The organism is Pseudomonas sp. PL-6 (assembly GCF_054110165.1).
In genome coordinates this window covers 1,622,002-1,642,825 of record NZ_CM134189.1, presented here as the reverse complement: position 1 = coordinate 1,642,825, position 20,824 = coordinate 1,622,002, and the positions used below count along the sequence as shown (strand labels likewise).

At 65.7% G+C, this 20,824-nt stretch carries 17 protein-coding genes; 7 read left to right on the top strand and 10 right to left on the bottom strand.

The features are described 5' to 3' along the window. Positions 1-95: 95 nt before the first annotated feature. The gene (locus tag ACW9UL_RS07560) at positions 96-1,046 is read right to left on the bottom strand and encodes a GlxA family transcriptional regulator (RefSeq protein ID WP_457789869.1); all 951 of its coding nucleotides are present in this window, start codon (positions 1,044-1,046) and stop codon (positions 96-98) included. A 104-nt stretch (positions 1,047-1,150) separates the two neighbouring features. Here ACW9UL_RS07560 and ACW9UL_RS07555 point away from each other — a divergent pair, with 104 nt between their 5' ends. Then, positions 1,151-1,945, top strand: coding sequence for an SDR family NAD(P)-dependent oxidoreductase (locus ACW9UL_RS07555; RefSeq protein WP_457789867.1), 795 nt, complete (start codon positions 1,151-1,153; stop codon positions 1,943-1,945). 477 nt (positions 1,946-2,422) lie between these two features. On the opposite strand, the gene ACW9UL_RS07550 is transcribed toward ACW9UL_RS07555, so the two are convergent. Further along, positions 2,423-2,875, bottom strand: a complete 453-nt coding sequence (locus tag ACW9UL_RS07550) for a GFA family protein (RefSeq protein ID WP_021444265.1) — start codon at positions 2,873-2,875, stop codon at positions 2,423-2,425. Positions 2,876-2,995: 120 nt separating this feature from the next. Here ACW9UL_RS07550 and ACW9UL_RS07545 point away from each other — a divergent pair, with 120 nt between their 5' ends. From ACW9UL_RS07545 to ACW9UL_RS07530, 4 genes are all read left to right on the top strand, one after another. After that, positions 2,996-3,883: a LysR family transcriptional regulator gene (locus ACW9UL_RS07545; protein ID WP_457789865.1), complete on the top strand. Its 888-nt coding sequence runs from the start codon at positions 2,996-2,998 to the stop codon at positions 3,881-3,883. A 208-nt stretch (positions 3,884-4,091) separates the two neighbouring features. Beyond that, positions 4,092-5,087 (top strand): MBL fold metallo-hydrolase, encoded by a 996-nt coding sequence (locus ACW9UL_RS07540; protein ID WP_457789864.1) that lies wholly within the window; start codon positions 4,092-4,094, stop codon positions 5,085-5,087. Between the two features lie 143 nt (positions 5,088-5,230). Then, entirely contained in the window at positions 5,231-6,145 is a 915-nt protein-coding gene (locus ACW9UL_RS07535; protein WP_457789862.1) for a LysR family transcriptional regulator, read from the top strand. 156 nt (positions 6,146-6,301) lie between these two features. Next, a complete protein-coding gene (locus ACW9UL_RS07530; RefSeq protein ID WP_457789861.1) occupies positions 6,302-7,255 on the top strand; it encodes an alpha/beta fold hydrolase in 954 nt (317 codons plus the stop codon). Between the two features lie 220 nt (positions 7,256-7,475). Here the strand turns inward: ACW9UL_RS07530 and ACW9UL_RS07525 are convergent, their stop codons facing one another. Continuing rightward, positions 7,476-8,348, bottom strand: coding sequence for a LysR family transcriptional regulator (locus ACW9UL_RS07525; protein ID WP_457789859.1), 873 nt, complete (start codon positions 8,346-8,348; stop codon positions 7,476-7,478). A gap of 124 nt (positions 8,349-8,472) precedes the next feature. Between ACW9UL_RS07525 and ACW9UL_RS07520 the strand changes: the two genes are divergently transcribed. Together ACW9UL_RS07520 and ACW9UL_RS07515 are read left to right on the top strand one after the other, a co-directional pair. Further along, positions 8,473-9,552, top strand: a complete 1,080-nt coding sequence (locus tag ACW9UL_RS07520) for an alkene reductase (RefSeq protein ID WP_457789857.1) — start codon at positions 8,473-8,475, stop codon at positions 9,550-9,552. Positions 9,553-9,563: 11 nt separating this feature from the next. Further along, positions 9,564-9,959 carry a hypothetical protein gene (locus tag ACW9UL_RS07515; protein ID WP_122107667.1) on the top strand — a complete coding sequence of 132 codons (396 nt, stop codon included), beginning with the start codon at positions 9,564-9,566 and terminating at the stop codon, positions 9,957-9,959. Positions 9,960-10,189: 230 nt separating this feature from the next. Here the strand turns inward: ACW9UL_RS07515 and ACW9UL_RS07510 are convergent, their stop codons facing one another. The 7 genes from ACW9UL_RS07510 to malE all read right to left on the bottom strand — a co-directional run bounded on the left by ACW9UL_RS07510 (position 10,190) and on the right by malE (position 20,742). After that, positions 10,190-10,825 (bottom strand): glutathione S-transferase, encoded by a 636-nt coding sequence (locus tag ACW9UL_RS07510; protein WP_457789855.1) that lies wholly within the window; start codon positions 10,823-10,825, stop codon positions 10,190-10,192. A gap of 239 nt (positions 10,826-11,064) precedes the next feature. After that, a complete protein-coding gene (gene malK, locus ACW9UL_RS07505) occupies positions 11,065-12,180 on the bottom strand; it encodes a maltose/maltodextrin ABC transporter ATP-binding protein MalK (RefSeq protein ID WP_457789853.1) in 1,116 nt (371 codons plus the stop codon). 98 nt (positions 12,181-12,278) lie between these two features. Then, complete coding sequence (locus ACW9UL_RS07500) at positions 12,279-13,907, bottom strand: alpha-glucosidase (protein WP_397496506.1); 1,629 nt, start codon at positions 13,905-13,907, stop codon at positions 12,279-12,281. A 290-nt stretch (positions 13,908-14,197) separates the two neighbouring features. Further along, a complete protein-coding gene (gene malT, locus ACW9UL_RS07495) occupies positions 14,198-16,942 on the bottom strand; it encodes an HTH-type transcriptional regulator MalT (RefSeq protein ID WP_457789851.1) in 2,745 nt (914 codons plus the stop codon). Between the two features lie 77 nt (positions 16,943-17,019). Continuing rightward, positions 17,020-17,910: a maltose ABC transporter permease MalG gene (malG, locus tag ACW9UL_RS07490; protein ID WP_075748848.1), complete on the bottom strand. Its 891-nt coding sequence runs from the start codon at positions 17,908-17,910 to the stop codon at positions 17,020-17,022. Between the two features lie 10 nt (positions 17,911-17,920). Further along, positions 17,921-19,453: a maltose ABC transporter permease MalF gene (gene malF / locus ACW9UL_RS07485; protein ID WP_371919684.1), complete on the bottom strand. Its 1,533-nt coding sequence runs from the start codon at positions 19,451-19,453 to the stop codon at positions 17,921-17,923. A 101-nt stretch (positions 19,454-19,554) separates the two neighbouring features. Then, positions 19,555-20,742 carry a maltose/maltodextrin ABC transporter substrate-binding protein MalE gene (gene malE / locus ACW9UL_RS07480; RefSeq protein ID WP_125881655.1) on the bottom strand — a complete coding sequence of 396 codons (1,188 nt, stop codon included), beginning with the start codon at positions 20,740-20,742 and terminating at the stop codon, positions 19,555-19,557. Between the last annotated feature and the right edge of the window lie 82 nt (positions 20,743-20,824).

Genomic DNA, 20,824 nt, shown 5'->3' with positions numbered 1-20,824 from the left:
AGAGGTCTCAGGTGTGTCGTCCCGCGGCCGGTTTGCATGCGCATGTGCGCGCAGGCGCTGGGATACGGAGGGATACAACCCGACCGAGGCGGCCCTCACCCCGTCACGCCACGGGCATCCCGCCGCACGGCCTGGGGTGGCACGCCGAAGCCACGGAGAAAAGCCTCGCGCATGTGGCGGCGATCGCGAAACCCGGTTTCCCTGGCGACCACGTCCAGGGAGTGGCGGCTCTGCTCGATCATCAGGCGCGCCGCTTCCAGACGCAGCCCCTCGATGGCCTGGGCCGGGGAATGACCGGTTTCGGCGGTGAATACGCGGGTGAACTGACGCGGGCTCAGGTGCACGACCTCCGCCAGCTCCTCGACGCTGAGCGAGCGACTCAGGTGGTTGCGCGCATAGTTCAGCGCGTTCTGGATACGGTCGGACTTGGGCGCCAGATCGAGCATCTCCGAATGCTGGGACTGCCCGCCGGAGCGCCGCTGGTGCATCACCAGCTTGCGGGCGACCGAGCGGGCCGCCTCCGCGCCCAGGTCCTTCTCCACCATGCCGAGTGCCAGGTCGAGCCCTGCGGTCATACCGGCGGAGGTCCAGATGGGCCCGTCGATGAGGAAGATGCGATCGTCCTCGACTTCGATGTCTGGAAAGCGCTTGCGCATTGCCTGGGCGAAGGCCCAGTGGGTCGTCGCGCGGCGCCCGGCCAGCAGGCCCGCCTCGGCCAGCACGAAGCCGCCGGTGCAGACGCCCACCGTACGCCGTGCCTGGCTGCCGGCCTGACGCACGAAATCGAGGGCCGCCTCCGGAGTCGCCGCTGCCAGCGGGTCATTGACCCCGATGACCATCCAGGTGTCCGCCAGGCGGGGGGCGTCCAATGGGCGCGTCTCGACGGCCAGCCCCAGCGAGGAGCGCACCAATCCGCCAGCCGGAGAGAAGTTCTCGATGCTGTAGAAGGGTTCCTTCGCGACGAGGTTGGCGTACTCGAATACGGTCTGGGTAGCCAACGAAAGCACTTGGAAACCATCCATCAGCAGGTAGCCGATTCGATGCATGTGCGCCTCCGCAGATGACCTAAAACACGACTATAAATGTCATTTAAGACATAGTAAAACCGTCGCACTCTGCTCTCCAGTCCCCCCCACCCTGGAGAAATGACATGACTCACTCCCATCCTGGTACCGCACTCATCACCGGCGCCTCGTCCGGCATCGGTGCCGTCTACGCCGACCGCCTGGCTCGCCGTGGCCACGACTTGATCCTGATCGCCCGCAATCGTGAGCGCCTCAATGCGCTGGCCAAGTGCCTGAGCGACGAAACCGGAAGAAACATTGAGGTTGTAGTTGCCGACCTAACCAACAAGGCCGATCTGGCGCGGGTCGAAGACATCCTTCGCAAGGACTACAGCATCACGACGCTGGTGAACAACGCCGGCGTCGGTGCAACCCATCCATTGCTGGAGTCGAACGTCGACGAACTGGAAGACTTGCTAACGCTCAACGTGAACGTGCTGATGCGCCTGACGTACGCGGCCGCCCCGGGCTTCGTCGCCCAAGGTGGCGGCACCATCATCAACATCGCCTCGATCGTCGCCATCGCGCCGGAGATACTGAATGGTGTGTACGGCGGATCCAAGGCCTTCGTCCTCGCCTTCAGCCAGTCTCTGCACAAGGAGCTCCACGAGCTGAACGTCAGGGTCCAGGCCGTACTGCCCGGCGCAACCGCAACCGATTTCTGGGCTGCGGCCGGCACCCCTGTAGAGTACTTACCCAGCGCCATCGTCATGCAGGCGGATGCCATGGTGGATGCCGCGCTGGCCGGCTTCGACCAAGGCGAGTTGGTCACCATCCCCGCCCTGCCGGACATCACCGAGCTGGAAGCTTATGAGGCCGCGCGGCAAAAGCTCATGCCAAACCTGTCCCTGAGCGTTCCCGCCGATCGCTATACCAGCTGATTACGCCTCTCTCAGGTAGACACAGCAGCTCATGTAGGGCAAGCCAACTTGCCCTACATGAGCTTTATGTTGCGCTGGATTTCTGATTTAGAAGGGGGGGCTGGCTTCTGCGCCCACTCCCTGATCGGATTGTCCGCTTTTAGGCGGTAGCTGCCCGTCGTAACCGGCTGCAATCGGCCAAAAGCGGACAGTGATCCCGATAAATAAATCTGCCACCCTTTTCACTACTGCTCTGACCGTCAGCTAATGGGCGGCTTCGGCTCGATGCGACAGGTTCTAAGCGACCATCAGCTCATTAAAGCTCCAGGCCCATAAATCTCCACAGTGGCTGCGGCATGGACAGTCGCTCCGGTCCAGAGTTATTTCTGAGGTTCGGCTATTGCCCCTGCCGTCAGCGACAATGCGCACAATTCTAGGGCGGCAAGGGCTTTAGGTGAAAAAACCGAACCGGCGCCGAGGTTCGAAGGCCGCCGTAACCTAGCACCTCGCTGTACGTGACAGCGCTATCGCGTCGGCAAACTCCTGCGCAGTCGGGCTCTCCGGCCAGGCCGGTAGATGGTCTGGAATTGTGACCCAGCTCTGTTTGCGACGGGTCCAGAGGTGCGCCATGGGGCTGATTTGCGTGCTGTTGTCCAGTGTTCCGGCTCTCAACACCAGCATGCCTGGCGCAGCGCTGGTGCTGTTGTAGAGGCGCGTATGGCACCTCGAGCAACGCCGTTGACGACTGACATGGCCCGCGCGCTCGTAGCTGTACTCGCTGAGTGGCCCTTCGACTTCGATAGCCTCCGCTGGCAACAATGCATGCAAGCCAAAGGCGCTGCCGCTGGTGGTCTGGCAATCCAGGCAATGACAGGCATAGATGGCGGGCAGCTCCTCGGTGACGAGTCGGTACGTCACCGCGCCACAATGGCACTGGCCAGTAACCTTCATGTGAAACTCCTTGTGCGAGCGGCGCTCGATCTGTGCCGCATGGTCGATTTTTCAATAGCATGCAGACCGGCTCGCCCTGAGCCTATTCCCCAAATCTGCTGCGCCGCTAGTAGGAAATGTATGAGCCTGCCGAACCTGCACTGGGACAACCAACGCGCCTTCCTCGCCGTGCTGCGTACCGGTAGTCTTTCCGGAGCCGCACGCCTGCTCGGCATCGCCCAAGCGACGGCACGCCGGCGCATCGAAGCGTTGGAGTCCAGTGTCGGCGTGAGTCTGTTCACCCGCACTGCATCCGGACTGATCCCCACCGACATGGCGCGCGAACTGATCGCCCATGCGGAGGCCATGGCTGTCGCGGCCGAGGCCTTCAATCGTGCGGCATCGGCGCAGAAGAGCCAGGGCGGCACGGTGCGTATCACCAGCAGCGACCTGCTCGGCATCGAAGTGTTGCCGGCGCTGCTGCAACCCATCTGCCGAGCGCACCCCGAGCTGGTCTTTGAGATGAGCGTGAGCAATCGCCTCGAAGCCATCGCCCTGCAGGAGGCGGATATTGCCATCCGCACCCAACGCCCGACCGAGTCGGATGTGCTCACGCGCTGCCTCGGCGCACTGCAGGTCGGGCTGTATGCAACCCAGGAGTTTCTTGAACACCACGGACACCCAGAGGATCTGGAGAGTTTGTCGAAGCTGCCTATGATCGGCCCCGACAGGAGCCTCGCCGACCTGCGCACGCTCGCCGCGCAGGGTTTTGCCGGCGAGGGGCTGCGCTTGCAACTGCGTACGGACAATCACAATGCCCAGCAGGCGGCCCTGCGCGCCGGAATGGGCATCGGCGTATGCCCCAGGCAGCTGGCCGAACGCTGGGGACTGGTCCGGGTGCTGCCGCGCCAGGTGGATTTCGCCGTGGAGGTTTGGATCGCCACGCACCGGGATCTGCGCCGCATACCACGCATCGACCTGGCCTTCGATCAGTTGGCAAGCGGCCTCACGGCCTTCCTGCAAAGCTAGGCGAGCCGGATGCCGAGGGGCGAGTTCCGCGCCGCCAGAGAGCAGGGGATACGCGCCAGACAGCCGCGCCAGGTCGATGTGTACGTGCGTCGAAGCCATCGGCCATGACTATGGCTCGTATAAGCGCGCCCCGGGTTCTCTGCCGCTCGCAAGCTATCTATCGTTGTCCTAGCGATCACCGATGGTCGCGTCAGCAAAGGTGCTCACCATGAACCATCAGCTGCAGCGTCCTCTCAAGGCGCTACTCATTGCCAGCCTATCTTTTGGCGCACTCTATTCCTGGTCGGCCACTGCGACGGAAACCCCCGCGGTATCGGTGGCGAACACTGCTTCGGCTCATAAGCCGCAGGTCGCGGGAGTCTACCGCTTCACCCTCGGCAAGTTCCGCATCACCGCCCTGAGCGACGGTACGCTACCGCTGGACCTGCATCCGCTGCTGCGGGGCATCAGCGCGAAGCAAATCGACGCGCTGCTGCACAGAGGCTTTGCCCGTAATCCACTGGAGACCTCGATCAACGCCTATGTGGTCGACACCGGTGCGCGAGTGGTGCTGGTCGACAGCGGGGCCGGCGAGCTTTTCGGCGCCGTGGCGGGCAAGCTGCCCGAGAGCCTGGCAGCGGCCGGGTACCGGCCGGAGCAGATCAGCGACATCCTGATCACCCACATCCATACCGATCACTCCGGCGGCCTGACGCGCGGCGGGCGGATGCTGTTCGCCAACGCGACCATCCATGTCGGACAGGCCGACATCAACTTCTTCCTCGACCCCGCCAACCTGGCCAGGGGCCTAAAGCCCGCCCACCTGGAGGAAGCACAGAAGACCATCGGTCCTTATCTGGATGCCGGCAAGGTCAAGAGCTTCTCCGCCAGATCCCAGATCCTGCCCGGTATCACCGCCATCCCCACGCCGGGCCACACCCCCGGGCACAGCTTCTACAGGGTGGAAAGTGCGGGTGAAAGCATCGATTTCTGGGGCGACATCATGCATGTCGGTCTCGTCCAGTTCCCCCAGCCCGAAGTGACCATCACCTTCGACGTCGATCAGCAGGCGGCGCGCGCCCAGCGCCTGCAACAGTTCGAGACGGCCGCACGCGAGAGGCGACTGTCGGCGGTTGCCCACCTGCCGTTCCCCGGCGTTGGCCACATACGTCGTGAGGCCGGCAAGTACGACTGGGTACCGGCCGAGTACCGCAATCGCGATTGAGGTCAGAGGTTTAGCCGAGCGCTCTCCCGGCGGCCAAGGCGGCGATAGCGGCTTATCGGCCCGGCGCCATCGCAAGGCTATGCAACTCGACGCCAGGTCTGCTTTCATCCCCGGTAGGTCACCACGCCAACCGGGAGCGGGCGATGAACTACACGGATATCGACGGAGCCTTGCTGCTCGCGCTCAAGGCCCTGCTCGAGGAGCGCAACGTCACGCGTGCCGCCGCGCAACTGGGGATCAGCCAACCGGCTCTCTCGGGACGCCTGGCGCGCCTGCGCGATATCCTCGCCGACCCCTTGTTCGTGCCGGCGGCGAATGGCCGCGGCGTGGTGCCTACGCCGCGCGCGGAGGCGTTGGAGCAGGAGCTGCTGCATGTGCTGGAGGGGCTCAAGCGGCTGGTCAGCCAGCCCGAGCTCTTCGACCCGGCCACCACCACGCGCACCTTCGTCGTCGCCCTGTTCGAAACCCCGGCAGCGGCGCTCCTTCCCGGGCTCAGTGCAAGCCTGGCGAGCGAGGCTCCGAACGCAAGGCTGGCCTGCGTCTACCCGCCATCCGATGTGTACGAGAGGCTCGAGAGAGGGCAGATCGATCTGTTGATCACGGTGCCGGACGGCTTGCCCGAAGACCTCATGCAGCGCCCGCTATGGGAGGACGGTTTTCGAACCGCGCAACGCAAGGGACACCCACGCGGCACCGGCCCCCTTGATATCGACGGCTTCTGCGCCCTCGACCACGTACTCGTTTCCACCCAGGGCGGACGTTTCGCCGGCAGGGTGGACGACGTGCTCCTTGAACTGGGCCGCTCGCGCAACGTTGTCTATTCGGTTCAGAATTACTCCCATGTTCCGCTGGTTCTTGCCGCAACCGACGCGGTGTGCACGCTGCCCTCGCGCTTCATGAACCAGTACGCCGACAGTCTGGACCTCTTCGAACCGCCCTTGGGTCTGGCTGCGCTTCGCTTGGCACTGGCGTGGCATCCCCGCAATCAGAAGGATGCCGGCCACCAATGGCTGCGCCGTCAGATCTATCTCAGTGCGCAACTGGAGCCCAGCACGTAGCGTGGGGCCGAACGGCCCTGGCTGAATGGCCATCGGCCGTGGCTATGACAGCCATCGGCGCCGCTGCAGTTCTCGTGCCCCCTGTCTCTCCCTAGTCTCCAAGACGCGATCATCGCCGGTCGCAACCAGTCAACCCGACACTCTTGGAGAAACACGATGAACACTCTGAATCGCACCCTGGCTCTGGCCACCCTGGCGCTCGCCACCCTGTCCGCCGAGGCCGCACAACCCGCCAAGGCTGGCGCCAGCGCTCCCGCCGTCGGCAGCGTCGTCCAGTCTGCCAGCTACATCACAACCAAAGACGACGTACAGCTCTATTACAAGGACTGGGGGCCACGAGACGGCCAGGTGGTCGCCTTCAGCCACGGCTGGCCGCTGAACTCGGACAGCTGGGAAGCACAGATGCTGTTCCTCGCCTCGAAGGGCTACCGCGTGGTCGCTCATGATCGTCGCGGCCACGGTCGCTCCAGCCAGCCCTGGGAAGGCAACGACATGGACCACTATGCCGATGACCTGGCCGCAGTGCTGGAAGCCCTGGACCTCAAGGGGGTAACCCTGGTCGGTTTCTCCACCGGCGGTGGCGAAGTAGCACGCTATATCGGCCGCCATGGCACCGTTCGAGTGAAGAAGGCGGTGCTGGTCGCCGCCGTTCCGCCGCTGATGCTGAAGACCGAGAGCAACCCCGACGGCTTGTCCATCGAGGTGTTCGACGACCTGCGCAAGGCCTCCCTGGAGAACCGCTCGCAGCTCTACCTGGATATCGCCTCGGGCCCCTTCTTCGGTTTCAACCGCCCGGGTTCCAAGCCCTCGCAGGGCCTGATCCAGTCGTTCTGGGTGCAGGGTATGCAGGCCGGCCACAAGAACACCTACGACTCGATCGCGGCCTTCTCGGCTACCGACTTCCGCGAGGATCTGCAGAAGTTCGACGTGCCAACCTTGGTCATCCATGGCGACGACGACCAGATCGTCCCCCTGGATGCTTCGGCACGGGCCTCGGCAGCACTGATCAAGGGCGCGACTCTGATCGTGTATCCCGGCGCCCCCCACGGTCTGGCAGACACCCACAAGGAGCGGCTTAACCAAGATCTGCTGGACTTCCTCAAGAAGTAAGTCGAGCAGATCCCCGATCCTTCCTGCGCATGTGATTCCCAGGTCGCCATAAGTCAAGCAACGCTCCTACGGCGTCCTGGGCAGCACATGAGCAATACCTCTGCTGCAGCACCAGTAACCCAACTCGCAACAGGAAGCCATCCGGCGTCTACGAATTTTTGGTCGACTCAGGTCGGCTTTCTTGCCAAGCAATTGCCAACGCGCATGCAGCTGGCTTCCTTCAGCCACGGTTGAACTGGTCCGTGAGGAAATCAATCAACACCCGTACCTTGGCCGGCACGAGACGCGTCTCGGTAATCGCGTAAACCGGCAGGGCCTCCGCCTTCCAGTCGGGCAGTACGCGATGCAAGCGGCCTTGGGCAAGATCCTCGCTGATCATTTCGTCCACCAGCATGGCGATTCCCTGGCCGAGCAGGGCCAGGCGACGCAGCATGCCGATGTTGTTCAGCAAGTAGCGCCCCTCCACCGCCAGGCTAAGTCTCTGCTGGGTATCGTGCAGTACCCAGGGTGCATCAAGCATGCGCAGACACTCATGCTGCAGCAGTGCTGCCGGGCTGTCCGGCATACCATGCCGGGCCAGGTAGCCCGGACTGGCATAGAGACTGCGCTGCAGGGTACCAAGGGGCCGGGCAATCAACTGTGAGTCAGGCAGGGCGCCGATACGAATCACCAGATCAACCGGGTCGCGGATCAGGTCCAGGCGCTTGGGCGTGAGGTCCAAGTCGAACCGGATCTGCGGGTAGCGCTCGGCGAATTCGGCCAACAGTGGTGCCAGGTAGACCACCCCGAAGTCGATAGGCATGGACAAGCGGATCAGGCCGCTCGGGTTGTCCACAAGCTCGGAAATCTCTTCATGGGCCAGGCGCGCCTCGTCGACGATACGCCGGCAGCGCTCGAAATACAGACGACCGCCTTCGGTGAGTTCGATACGCCGTGTAGTGCGGTTGAGCAGGCGTAGGCCGATACGTCTTTCCAATTCGGCGATGCGCCGCGAGACCGTGGAGTTGGGTATGCCGAGCGCCTCGGCGGCGCCGCGAAAGCTGTTGGCCTTGATCACCTCGACGAACAGGGCCATGTCATTGAGCAGTTTCATCCAGCACTCCATTGCTCCATTGGTGGAGCAATCATTCCTGATTTCGTGACTTTATCCTATACATGCCGGACCGGATGATCCGTTCACGCCTGATGTCCCTCTGCGTGAACCTGGAGACTTTCCCATGACCGCTCAATTGCTCAGCCCGGCTCGCTTGCATGATCTTGATCTGCGCAACCACATGGTGATGGCGCCGATGACGCGCTCACGAGCCGATGCTGCCGGGGTGCCGCGGGCGTCCACGGCCACTTACTACGCCCAGCGAGCCAGTGCCGGACTGATCATCAGCGAGGCGATCAATATCTCGGCAGATGCCATCGGCAGTCCGCTGACTCCCGGCCTCTACAGCGAGAAGCAAATTGCCGCCTGGCAACAGGTAACGGCGGCGGTGCATGCGGCCGGCGGCAAGATCTTCGCGCAGCTCTGGCATACCGGCCGGGTCGGCCACTCCAGTGTGCGCGGCGGCCTGCTGCCGGTGGCGCCGTCGGCGGTCGCGATTCAGGGACAGCAGCACTTCACCCTGGACGGCATGCGGGATTACGAGGTGCCGCGCGCACTGACCTTGAGCGAAATCCAGGCGGTCATCGTCGATTACCGCCGCGCCGCGGAAAACGCCAAGCGTGCCGGTTTTGACGGTGTCGAGTTGCATGCCGCGTTCGGCTATCTGCCGAACCAGTTTCTGGTGGACTCGGCCAACCTGCGTACCGACGCCTACGGCGGCAGCATCGCCAAGCGCAGCCGTTTCGTGCTCGAAGTGATGCAGGCGTTGATCGAGGTGTGGGGCTCCACTCGCGTGGGGATCAAACTGTCGCCGGTGATTCCGTTCAACGGCATGATCGACAGCGATCCACTGGCGCTCTACAGCTACTTGATTGATGAGCTAAATAGGCTGCAGCCCGGTTATGTGCACCTGATGCGCGCACTGTTTCCGCTGGACAACTTCCCCCACTGGCCGCGTGACGTACTGGCAACTTTCGGTCCGCAAATAAACAGCCCATTGATCGCCAACGGTGGCTATGACGCAGAGGGTGGCGAGGCGGCCCTCAAAGCCGGCGAGGCCGCGTTAGTGTCGTTCGGCACCCCATTCGTGGCCAATCCAGACCTGCCGGAGCGCTTTGCCCGAGGCGCCGAACTGGCTCAAGCCGACCGAGCCACTTTGTATGGCGGCGAGGATGCGGGCTTCATTGATTATCCGAGCCTGTGAGGCCGTCCATCATGACTCGCTCATCGCTTGGTAAAGCCATGCTTGGTTTCGCTATTGTCGCCACCGTGGCAATAGTGGCCATCGCCGACGTATTCAACGCTAGCCACTTGTTCAATCCGGATTGGCCAGGCCATGCGCGATTTCATATCGGCATGCAGTTCACCACCCTGGTGCTGGTCAGCCTGTTTTCCCTGGCCGCGCTGAGGCGTGGCCAGGTGTGGGCTTCCGCACTGGCACCGGCAAGCTTCTGGCCTGGTCTGTTCGTCGCCTACCTAATCCCTGGTACAGACGTATATGCCAGCGAATCTTTGCGTGAGTTGGGGATCCCGATCAATCTGATACTGGCAGCAGTGCTACTTGGCATCACAGGGCTGGGCGTGCTGCTGCAGCGCTCCAACGAGAGGTGAACATCGGCCTCTGACTGGATTGGCTACACGGCTGCGCTGTGACTGACTGCCGAGTTGCGGCGAGCACTGGCCGGCTAGTGCTCGCTGTTGAGTCGCCACCGCTTTGTAGAAACCTTCATTACGGCTTCTGGCCGCTTTGCCGGCGCTGACAATCCGCTCTGGGCCATGCCCCCGCTCCCATAGCTCCTGCCCCCCCATCGACCATGGCGACATCCCCGTCGCACCACGTATCAGGCCGAGTCGCTGCAGGTCCCCAGCCCGTGGGGCGCCGCGCGAAAGGACGCCAGGCGTTCGGTGCGGGTCGAGAGCTCGACCAGCGCCGGGTAGCGCGCCGGGTCGATCAGCTCGGGCAGCATCTGCACGGCGAACTGCCAGGCCACCGCGGTGCTGACAGCGGCCTGGTCGATGCTCGCCTCGCTCAGCTGCGGCACCCGCCCTGCCCACTCGTCCTGCAGCGCCTGCAGGGCCGCGTGCAGCTGGCCGGTCACCCGCTCCAGCCAGGGCTGGTGCAGCTTCTCGCGCGGCCTGAGGTTGAGCTCGTAGACCACCTGTACGCTCTTCTCGCAGGCGGCCAGGGCCAGGCCGACGCGGCGCAGCGCCTGGGTGCGTTGCGCCAGCGCGCTCGGCATCAGGCTGCGCGGCGCGGCCAGGGTCTCGGCGTAGTCGAGGATCAGCCCGGAGTCGATCAGCACGCTGCCGTCGTCGCAGATCAGGGTCGGCGCCTTGACCAGCGGGTTGATCCGCTGGAATTCGTCGAAGGTGCTGAACACCGACAGGGCGCGGTGCTCGAAGCGCAGCCCGAGCAGCTGCAGGGAGATCGCCACGCGGCGAACGTAGGGTGAGTCGAGCATTCCGATCAGTTGCATGGCGGCTCCTTGCGCGCAGGATGGTGAGTGGTGCAACCAACCCCTAGGGTCGATGACGCTCTTTCATCCACCAGATAGTGCCACGGTCGATGGGTGAAGCATCATCCCCCGGCAAACCAGCGCAACCTGTAGGAGCCCCGCCCCGGGGGCGAAAACGGGTTTGCGCGTTGCCTGAACCTGCCGCCATTCGCCGCGGGGCGCGGCTCCTACAGAGAAGCTGCGCGGTGAGCCACGCAGATTCAGCCGTAGATCGCCGGCTCGCGGTAATGCCGCGGGCAGGCCTGGCCGTCGGCGCGGAACAGGTGGCACTTGTTGGCCATCAGCCCGGCGGCGAAGGTCTCGCCCACCGCAACGCGGCGGTCGCCGTCGCTGCGCAGGGTGATGATGTCCTCCACCCCCTCCAGGCTCAGGTAGATCAAATTGTGATCGCCCAGCCGCTCGGCCACGCTGATCTGCCCGCAGAAGGCGAAGTCGGCCTGCTCACTGGCAACGAAGTGCTCCGGGCGCACGCCCAGGGTCAGCTGCTCGCCGGGTTCGACGCCCGTGCCGTCGACCAGCACGCGCATGCGGTAGCCGCCGGGCATCTCGATCTCCACCGCCTCGCTGCTGGCGCTGAGCGCGCGCACCTGGAGGAAGTTCATCTGCGGCGAGCCGAGGAAGCCGGCGACGAAGCGGTTGCGCGGGTAGTGGTAGAGCTCCAGCGGTGCGCCGACCTGGGCGATGCGTCCGGCCTCGAGCACGACGATCTTGTCGGCCATGGTCATGGCCTCGACCTGGTCGTGGGTGACGTAGACCATGGTCGACTTGAGACGCTGGTGCAGGCGCGAGATCTCGATGCGCATCTGCACGCGCAGGAAGGCGTCGAGGTTCGACAGCGGCTCGTCGAACAGGAACACCTTGGGCTCGCGCACCAGGGTACGGCCGATGGCCACGCGCTGGCGCTGGCCGCCGGAGAGGTCCTTGGGCTTGCGTTCGAGCAGCGCATCGAGCTGCAGGATGCGCGAGACCTCGTCCACCTTGCGCTGGATCTGCGCCTTGTTGGTCTTGGCCAGCTTGAGGCCGAAGGCCATGTTCTCCGCCACCGTCATGTGCGGGTAGAGGGCGTAGGACTGGAACACCATACCCACCGAACGTTCCATCGGCGGCAGGTCGTTGACCCGCTGGCCGTCTATCAGCAGGTCGCCGGAGCTGATCTCCTCCAGCCCGGCGATCAGCCGCAGCAGGGTGGACTTGCCGCAGCCGGACGGGCCGACGAAGACCACGAACTCGCCGTCGGCGATGTCCAGGTCGATGTTGCGGGTGATGGCGGTGCCGTCGTAGTGCTTGCAGATGTTGCGCAGGGTAAGGCTGGCCATGGGATGCCTCTCGAGAGGGGCCGGGCAGCGATGGACTCGGCCCGGCCGGAAAGCTTGATAAACCTGCAGGAGCCGGGGCTCCTGCAAACGCAGGGGCCCTAGCCCAGCAGGCGGGCGAAGCCGAAGCCGTGGGCCGGCAAGTGTACCCAGCTGCCGAGGAACTCGGCAGTGCTGGCCGGCACGCCCTCCAGCGGCTCGACCATCAGCGGCAGGTCGTAACGTCGCTCGCGGGCGCCGAGGTTGAACAGGCACAGCCAGGCCTGCTCGCCCAGGCGTCGCTCGAACACCAGCAGGTCGTCGTCGTGGTGGCGTATGCGGATCTCGCCCTCGATCAGCAGCGGCTGCTCCTGGCGCCAGGCGAGGAAGCGCCGGTAGCTGTTGAGCATCGAGGCCGCGTCGGCCTCCTGCACGTCCACCGCCAGGGCGCGGTGGCGTTCGTCCAGCGGCAGCCAGGGCCGCTCACTGGAGAAGCCGGCGTGGGCGCCGTCGCGGCTCCAGGGCATCGGCGTGCGGCAACCGTCGCGGCCCTTGAACTCGGGCCAGAAACGGATGCCGTAGGGGTCGACCAGGTCTTCATAGGCCAGCTCGGCCTCCGGCAGGCCCAGCTCCTCGCCCTGGTACAGGCACACGCTGCCGCGCAGCGACAGCAGCAGCGCCATCAGCAGGCGGCCGCGCGCCGGGCTCTCCTCGCCGGCCAGGGCCCAGCGGCTGATCACCCGCACCACGTCGTGGTTGCCTACCGACCAGCAGGGCCAGCCGTCGCCCAGTTCGCGCTCGATGCTCTCGATAGTGTGGCGGATGAATGCCGGGCTGCACTGGGCGGTGAGCAGGTCGAAGGAATAGGCCATGTGCAGGGTGTCGCCGCCGCTGGTGTAGGCGGCCATGGTGCGCAGCGAGTCGTCGCAGCCGATCTCCGCCACCGTGGCGGTGCCGGGGTAGCGCTCCAGCAGCGCGCGCAGGCGGCGCAGGAAGTCGAGGTTCTGCGGCTGGGTCTTGTCGTACAGATGGCGCTGGTAGGCGTAGGGGTTGTCGGCGCGCACGCCGATGCCGCCCTCGCGGATATCCGGGTTGGGCGGGTTGTTGCGCAGCGCCTGGTCGTGGAAGTAGAAGTTGGCGGCGTCCAGGCGGAAGCCGTCGACGCCCAGCTCCAGCCAGAACTGCATGTCGTCGAGCAGTTGCTGCTGCACCGCCGCGCAGTGGAAGTTGAGGTCCGGCTGGCTGGCCAGGAAGTTGTGCAGGTAGTACTGCTTGCGCCGGCCGTCCCAGCTCCAGGCCGAGCCGCCGAACACCGACAGCCAGTTGTTCGGCGGCGTGCCGTCCGGGTTCGGCTCGGCCCAGACGAACCAGTCCGCCTTGGCGTTGCTGCGGCTGCTGCGGCTTTCCTCGAACCAGGGGTGCTGGTCGGAGCAGTGGTTGAGCACCTGGTCGATGATGATGCGCAGGCCGCGCTCGTGGGCGGCCGCCACCAGCGCGCGGAAGTCGTCGAGGGTGCCGAACAGCGGGTCGACGCCGCGGTAGTCGGAGACGTCGTAACCGAAGTCCTTCATCGGCGAGGTGAAGAAGGGCGACAGCCAGATGGCGTCGACGTTGAGGCTGGCGATGTAGTCCAGCTTGGCCAGCACGCCGGGCAGATCGCCGACGCCGTCGTCGTTGCTGTCGAGGAAACTGCGCGGGTAGACCTGGTAGATGACGCCGCCGCGCCACCATTCCTTGCGGATAACAGCCATACAGCAAAGCCTTTTGTTGTTCGTGGTGTGCTTACCACTCTAGGCAAGGGTGATCGCTGCCACATCCTCCCCGGCGGGGTTTTCACCGGCGTAGCTTTCGGCCGGCAAGGGGGAGGAGTTTTCGGGATGGACACCGCGGGCGCGGGGGCGAACCGTAGGGTGCGCTGTGCGCACCAATCCGCGCTTACTGGGAGGAACGACACGCACGACGGCGATCCTGGGAAATGCATCGGTGCGCACGGCCTAGGCGGCCCCGCGACACCCTGCGAGGTCGGGGTATCGGCTCTCCCCTACTCGCCCTGAATCTTGCTCAGCAGGCTGCGCGCCAGCTGCACCGCCTCGCTGCGCTGGGTGATGGCGAGCTTCTGGTAGAGGCTGCGGATATGCGTCTTGATGGTGGTCGGGGCGACGTTGAGGTGCTCGGAAATCTGCTCGTTGGACAGCCCGGCGTGGATTAGGCTGAGCACCTGCCATTCGCGCCGGGTCAGCGGCGAATGGCGGATCAGCTCGGGCACGTCGGGACGGTTGATGATGTCCTGAATCACCGCCTCATCCAGGGTGATGCGGATCGCCCGGCTGAAGTCGCGCTGCTGCTGGGCCAGCTGGATCAGGCGTTCTGCGCGCTGCTGCTCCAGCTCGTCGAGCCGGCGCTCGAGCTGCAGCGCCTTGAGCATGGCGATCAGCGGCTTGCCCAGGCTGAGAAAGCTGCCGATGGCGCCGGTGCCGCTGGCCAGGGTCAGCGCCTGGTGCAGGTGGTCGAGGCTGCTCTGGCGCTCCTCGCGTTGCCAGTAGGCCAGCGCCTGGAGGATATGGTTGCGGTTCTGGTCCATCACCAGCTGATGGCGCTCGGCGTCTAGCTGCAACTGGCGCAGGATCGGCAGCGCACGCTCGCCCTGGTTCAATGCCAGGTAGGCGCGCACGTGGTTGCGCGCGTTGCCCTGGGCGAAGTGGTTGGCCCCGGGCTTGAGCGGCGGCGCGGTGGAAAGCCACTGGCGGATGCTGTCCTTGTCCTGGGTCGAGTCCCAGTAGGCGAGCATCGCCGCGTGGGCGTTGGCCTGCCAGTCGATGTGGTAGTCGTCGCCGGCCAGCAGGCTCTTCAGCCGGCCGATGTAGTCGGCGCACTGGCTCTGCTGGCCCCGCGCGTGGGCGACGCGGGCGAGCAGCACGTAGCACTGCAGGAACCAGTGGTCGCCCACCGTGTCGAGTATCTCCAGGCCCTGCAGGGCGCACTGCTCGGCCGCATCCAGGTGGTGCCATTCGAGCAGCACCTGGCCGCGCACGCGGTGGATGAATTCCATGATCGGGGTGATCGGCAACTGCTCCTGCTCGATGTACTGCAGCGCCCGCTCCTGCAGGTTGTAGGCCTTCTGCAGGTGGCCCTGGGCCACGGCGATCTCCGACAGCTGGCCGAGGCTCCACAGCACCGGGTGCGAGGCGTTGATCTGCTGCGCACGGCGCACGGTCTCCTCGTGCTGCTGCTGGGCCTTGGCCAGCTCGCCCTGGACGAAGTGCGCCTCGGCCAGCACCGACATCGCCGCCACCTTGGAGGTGCGCATGGTCAGCGGCTCGAAGGCCAGCGCCTGGCGGGCGAAGGCCATGGCGCGCTGCTGGTCGCCCTGGTTGATCGCCACCTGAGCGCGTACCGCCTGGTAGTCGGCCTCGATGCGCTGCCACTGTTCGGCGCTGAACTGCTCGCGTTGCACCGCCTCGCCGGCCTGCAGCCAGCGCTCGACCTGATCGCTCTGATACTGGTTCTGCGAGGCCCAGGCCTGCAGCAGGGTGAACAGCGGGGATTCGGCCACGCGGCTCTCCGGCAGCACGGCCAGGCAGCGCTGCAGCAGTTCCAGGCGGCCCTGGCGGTAGAAATGCCGGCCATGGGCCTCGAGGATCTGCGCCACCCGCTGCGGGTCGCGCGCCAGCAATGCATGGCGCGCCGCCTCCTCGGCCATCTTCTCCTCCAGCAGCGCCTCGGCGGCGCGCAGGTGCAGTTCGGCGACGCGCTGCGGCTGGTGGGTGGACAGCTCGTTGCGCAGGAAGCTGGCGAACAGCGGGTGGTAGGCGAACCACTGGCGCAGCGGGTCCACCGCCTGGATAAACAGGCCGCTGCGTTCCAGGGTTTCGAGCATCTCGCGGCCGTTGCAGCTGTCGGTCAGACGGTCGGCCAGCGCCGCACTGAAGCGCTCCAGCAGGCAGGTGGACTGGAGGAAATCCTGGGTGGCGCCGTCCAGGCCATAGAGCACCTGCTCACGGAAATAGTCGCGGATATAGGGGTGACCGAGCTGCAGCGCCTCGAGGAACAGGTCCATGCCGCGCCCGGTCTGTACCTCCTGCAGGGTCAGCTGCAGGGCGCAGGGCCAACCGCCGATGCGCCGGTTGAGGCGCTCGACCTGCTCGCGGTTTACCTCGATCCGCAGGCCCAGCTCCAGCAGCGCCTGTACCTCGTCCAGCTCGAAGGCCAGCTGGCCGGCATCCAGCGCCAGCAGCTGGCGCTTGACCCGCAACTCGGCGACGCCGAGGTCCGGCAGGCCGCGGCTGCACACCAGCAGGGTCAGCCAGTCGGGGGCGTTGCGCAGAAAGAAGCGCAGCGCGGCGATCACCTCGCGGTTGCGCAGCACCTCGAACTCGTCGAGCACCAGCAACAGCGGCGCATGCTCGGCCGGCAGCTCGGCGAGCAGGCGGGTGAGCAGGCCGTCGAGGCCGTCGTCGCCCTGCTCGGCGCGGCCGACGCACTGCGGGCAGCCGCCGTCGAGCTGGCGATGCAGGGCGTTGAGCAGATAGCGGCCGAACTGCCGCGGGCTGTTGTCGTTGCCGTCGAGGTTGAGCCAGGCCACGGCGCCGGCAAAGGCCGCCGCCCACTGGCTGGCCAGCACGGTCTTGCCGAAGCCGCTGGGCGCCTGCAGCACGGCCAGGCGCACCTGCGGCAGGCGCTGCAGCCACTCGTCGAAGCGCGGCCGCGGCAGCAGGCCGGGATGCAGCGCCGGCGCAGCGAGCTTGGCCGGTATCAGGGGCAGGGGCGGACGCGCCGCTGTGGTCATGATCCTCTCCCGTTATTTGTAGTTGTCCGGGCTATGGCGAATCTTACATCGGTATCGGGGCGGCGGGTTCCACCACCCTACCCCTTCACGCCCCCCGCGGTCAGCCCACCGACTATCCACTTCTGGCAATAGAGGAATACCAGGGTGATCGGCAGACCGGAGAGCACGGCGGCGGCGGCGAAGTCGCCCCACAGGTAGTTCTGCTCGTACAGGTACTGCTGGGCGCCGACCGACAGGGTCAGCTTGTCCACGTCCAGCAGCAGCACCGAGGCCATGGGGTATTCGGTGATGCTGGTGATGAAGGCGAGGATGAACACCACGGCGAGGATCGGCACGCTCATCGGCAGCAGGATGTGCACGAAGGCCTGCCAGGTGGTGGCGCCGTCGACGATGGCGGCCTCCTCCAGCGAGGCGTCGATGCTTTCGAAGTAGCCCTTGATGGTCCAGATATGCAGGGCCATGCCGCCGAGCGAGGCGACGATCACCGCGCCGTGGCTGTTCACCCCGAGCCAGCCGGCGTGCTTGCCGAGCTGGTCGAACAGGGCGTAGATGGCCACCAGCGACAGCACCGGCGGGAACATCTGGAAGATCAGCATGCCCTTGAGGATGGGCCCCTTGCCGGCGAAGCGCATACGGGCGAAGGCATAGGCGCTGGTGGTCGACAGCAGCAGGATCAGCGCCGAGCTGATAAAGGCGATCTTCACCGAGTTCCACAGCCAGGTCAGCACCGGGAACGGCGGCTGGGTCACCGAGCCATCGGCATGCTGGTAGGGAATGCCAAGGGCCAGCGACCAGTGCTCCAGGGTCGGGTTGTCCGGCAGCAGGCTGCCGGTGGCGAAGTTGCCTTCGCGGAAGCTGATCGACACCACCATCAGCAGCGGGAAGACGATCAGCGCGATGAAGCCGAGCAGACCTGCATGGGTCAGCCACAGGCGGTATTTCACGGATTTCGGTTGCACCATCGCCATGGCGGGTTCCTCAGACTTTGACTTTCGACAGTTTCAGGTTGAGCCAGGCCAGCGCGCCCACCACCAGGAAGATCAGCGTGGCGATGGCCGCCGCCAGGGCGAAGTTCTGCCCCGAGTCCTGGAAGGCGATGCGGTAGGTGTAGCTCACCAGCAGATCGGTGGTGCCGGCCGGGGTGGTGGCGCCGATGATGTCCGGGCCGCCGCGGGTCAGCAGGGTGATCAGCACGAAGTTGTTGAAGTTGAAGGCGAAGCTGGCGATCAAAAGCGGCGCCAGCGGCTTGATCAGAAGCGGCAGGGTGATCTTCAGCAGGTTGTCCAGGGGCGTGGCGCCATCCATCGCCGAGGCCTCGTAGAGGTCGCGCGGAATGGCCTGCAGCAGGCCCATGCACAGCAGCAGCATGTAGGGGTAACCCAGCCAGGTGTTGACCATCAGGATCATCGAGCGGGCCAGGGTCGGGTCGCTGAACCAGTCCGGGCGGATGCCGAACAGGCCGTTGAGCAACAGGTTGATCTCACCGAAGTTCTGGTTGAACAGGCCGCGGAACACCAGGATGGAGATAAAGGCCGGCACCGCGTAGGGCAGGATCAGCATCAGCCGGTAGAACGCCTTGCCGCGCACCAGATCCCACTGCAGCAGGCTGGCCAGGACCAGGCCGACGGCCAGGGTGAAGAGCACGGTGAGGCCGGCGAAGGCCACGGTCCAGACGAAGATCTCCAGGAACGGGCCGCGGATGCTCGGGTCGGTCAGTACCCGGGTGAAGTTGCTGGTGCCGGCGAACACGGTGAAGCCCGGCGCCACCTTGTTGCCGTGGCTGTCGAGGTAGAAGCCGGTGGTATGGTCGGGCTCCAGGCGCTCGTTGCTACGCGTGTTGAGCAGGTCGCCGTTTTCCAGCAGGCGGTACAGCGGCTTGACCGCCGCCACCTCGCGCAGGCCGTACAGACGCAGCAGCTCGCCGTCGCTGCCGCGCAGCACCCACTGCTCCAGCTCGGCGCGGCGCTGGATCACCTCGCGCAGCGCCAGTGCCTCGCCCAGCTCGCCGGGTTCGCGTTCGGCCCTGAGCGCCAGCGGCTCGCCGGCCGCGTCGCCGGTCGCATCCCCAACGAGAGGCGGCGAGACGAACGCGCCGCGCTCGCCCTTGTCGACGCGCAAACGCAGCTCGCCGGCCTCATCGCGGTGCAGGCTGAAGGCGTAGCGCTCGCCGGCCAGGTAGGTCTGGCGCAGGTGATAGCGCTGCACCTGCTCGAAGCTCAGCAGATTGCTGCCGCTGTAGTTGGTGAAGCCGATGCCCACGGTGTACAGCAGCGGAAAGATGACGAACACCAGCATGCCCGCCAACGCCGGGTAGATGTAGCGATGGGCGTAGGTGCGGCGGCTGATGAACACGTAGCTGGCGATGCCGGTGACCACCAGGCCGAGCAGGGCGAAGGCCAGTTGCTGCTGGGCATAGAGCGCCAGCACCAGGTACAGCGCCAGGACATTGAACAGGCCCCACAGGCTCCAGCGCAGGCCGGCACGTAGCGACGGCAGGGAAAACAGTTTCATGGGCGTACTGGCCACGGCGGCGGAAAGATTGACGACGGACATCAGGTTTATAGCCTCGGAGCGGGGCCGCCGCGACGCCAGGCGTCGACGGCGGCCGGATTTCACTTGGCGATGCGCTTGGCGGCGTCGTCCAGCGCGGCGTCCACGGTCTGCCGACCGGAGGTGATGTTGCTCAGCGCCGGCGCCATGGCCGACCAGAAGGCGCCCATCTCCGGCACGTTGGGCATCGGCTGGCCGAGCTGGGCGTTGTCGAAGGTGGCCTTGATCAACGGGTCGCTGGCCAGCTCGGCCATATAGGCCTTGTTCGGCACGGCGCCGAGCGGCACGTCGGCGCTCACGGTCTTGAGCCCCTCGACCTGCAGCAGGTAGTTCTCGAGGAACTCCACGGCCAGCGCCTGGTTGGGGCTGGCGGCGTTCAGCGCGGCGGCCATCACCCCGCTGAAGGGCCGGCTCGGCGCGTCGCCGACCGCGGGAATCGGCGCCACGCCGAAATCGATGCCGCTCTTCTTGGCGTTGGCCCAGGCCCAGGGGCCGCTGATGAACATGGCCGACTCGCCCTTGTTGAAGGCGGCCTCGGCGACGCTGTAGTCGGCGCCCTTGGGCATCACCCCGGCGTCGATCAGCGCCTTGAGGGTCTGCGCGCCCTGCTTGGCGCCGGCGTTGTTGACCCCGGTGCGACTGGTGTCGTAGCCGCCCTCGGCGGCGGCGAAGGCATAGCCGCCGTTGGCGGCCAGCAGCGGCCAGGTGAAGTAGGTGTTGTTGTAGTCCCAGAGGATGGCGCGCTTGCCGGACTTGGCCAGCTCGGCGTTGAGCGCCAGCACCTCGTCGAAGCTGGCCGGCGGGGTCGGCACCAGCGCCTTGTTGTAGAGCAGGCCGATGGCCTCGACCGCCATCGGGTAGCCCCACAGCTTGCCGCCGTAGGTCACCGCCTCCCAGGCGAAGTCCTCGATCTCGCCCTGGACCTTGGCGCTGGGGGTGATCGGCGAGATCAGCCCGCTCTGCGCCCATTCGCCGAGGCGGTCGTGGGCCCAGATGAAGATGTCCGGGCCGTTGCCTGTGGCGGCGGCCTGCTGGAACTTGTCGGTGGCACTGTCCGGATGGGCCACCTCCACGGCGATGCCGGTGTCGGCGGTGAAGCGCTCGCCGACCTTGGCCAGCCCCTTGTAACCCTTGTCGCCGTTGATCCAGATGACCAGCTTGCCCTCCTCGATGGCGGCCTGGGCCGGCAGGGAATGGCTCAGGGTGGCGGCGAGGCCGATGGCGACTGCGCTGAGCAGCGTCTTGTTCATGTCTTGTTGTCCTCGTGGCTTCTTGTTTTTGATCCACAACCGCGGCGAGCCGGTGAGCGCTCTGCCAGCCCGGTCATCCTCG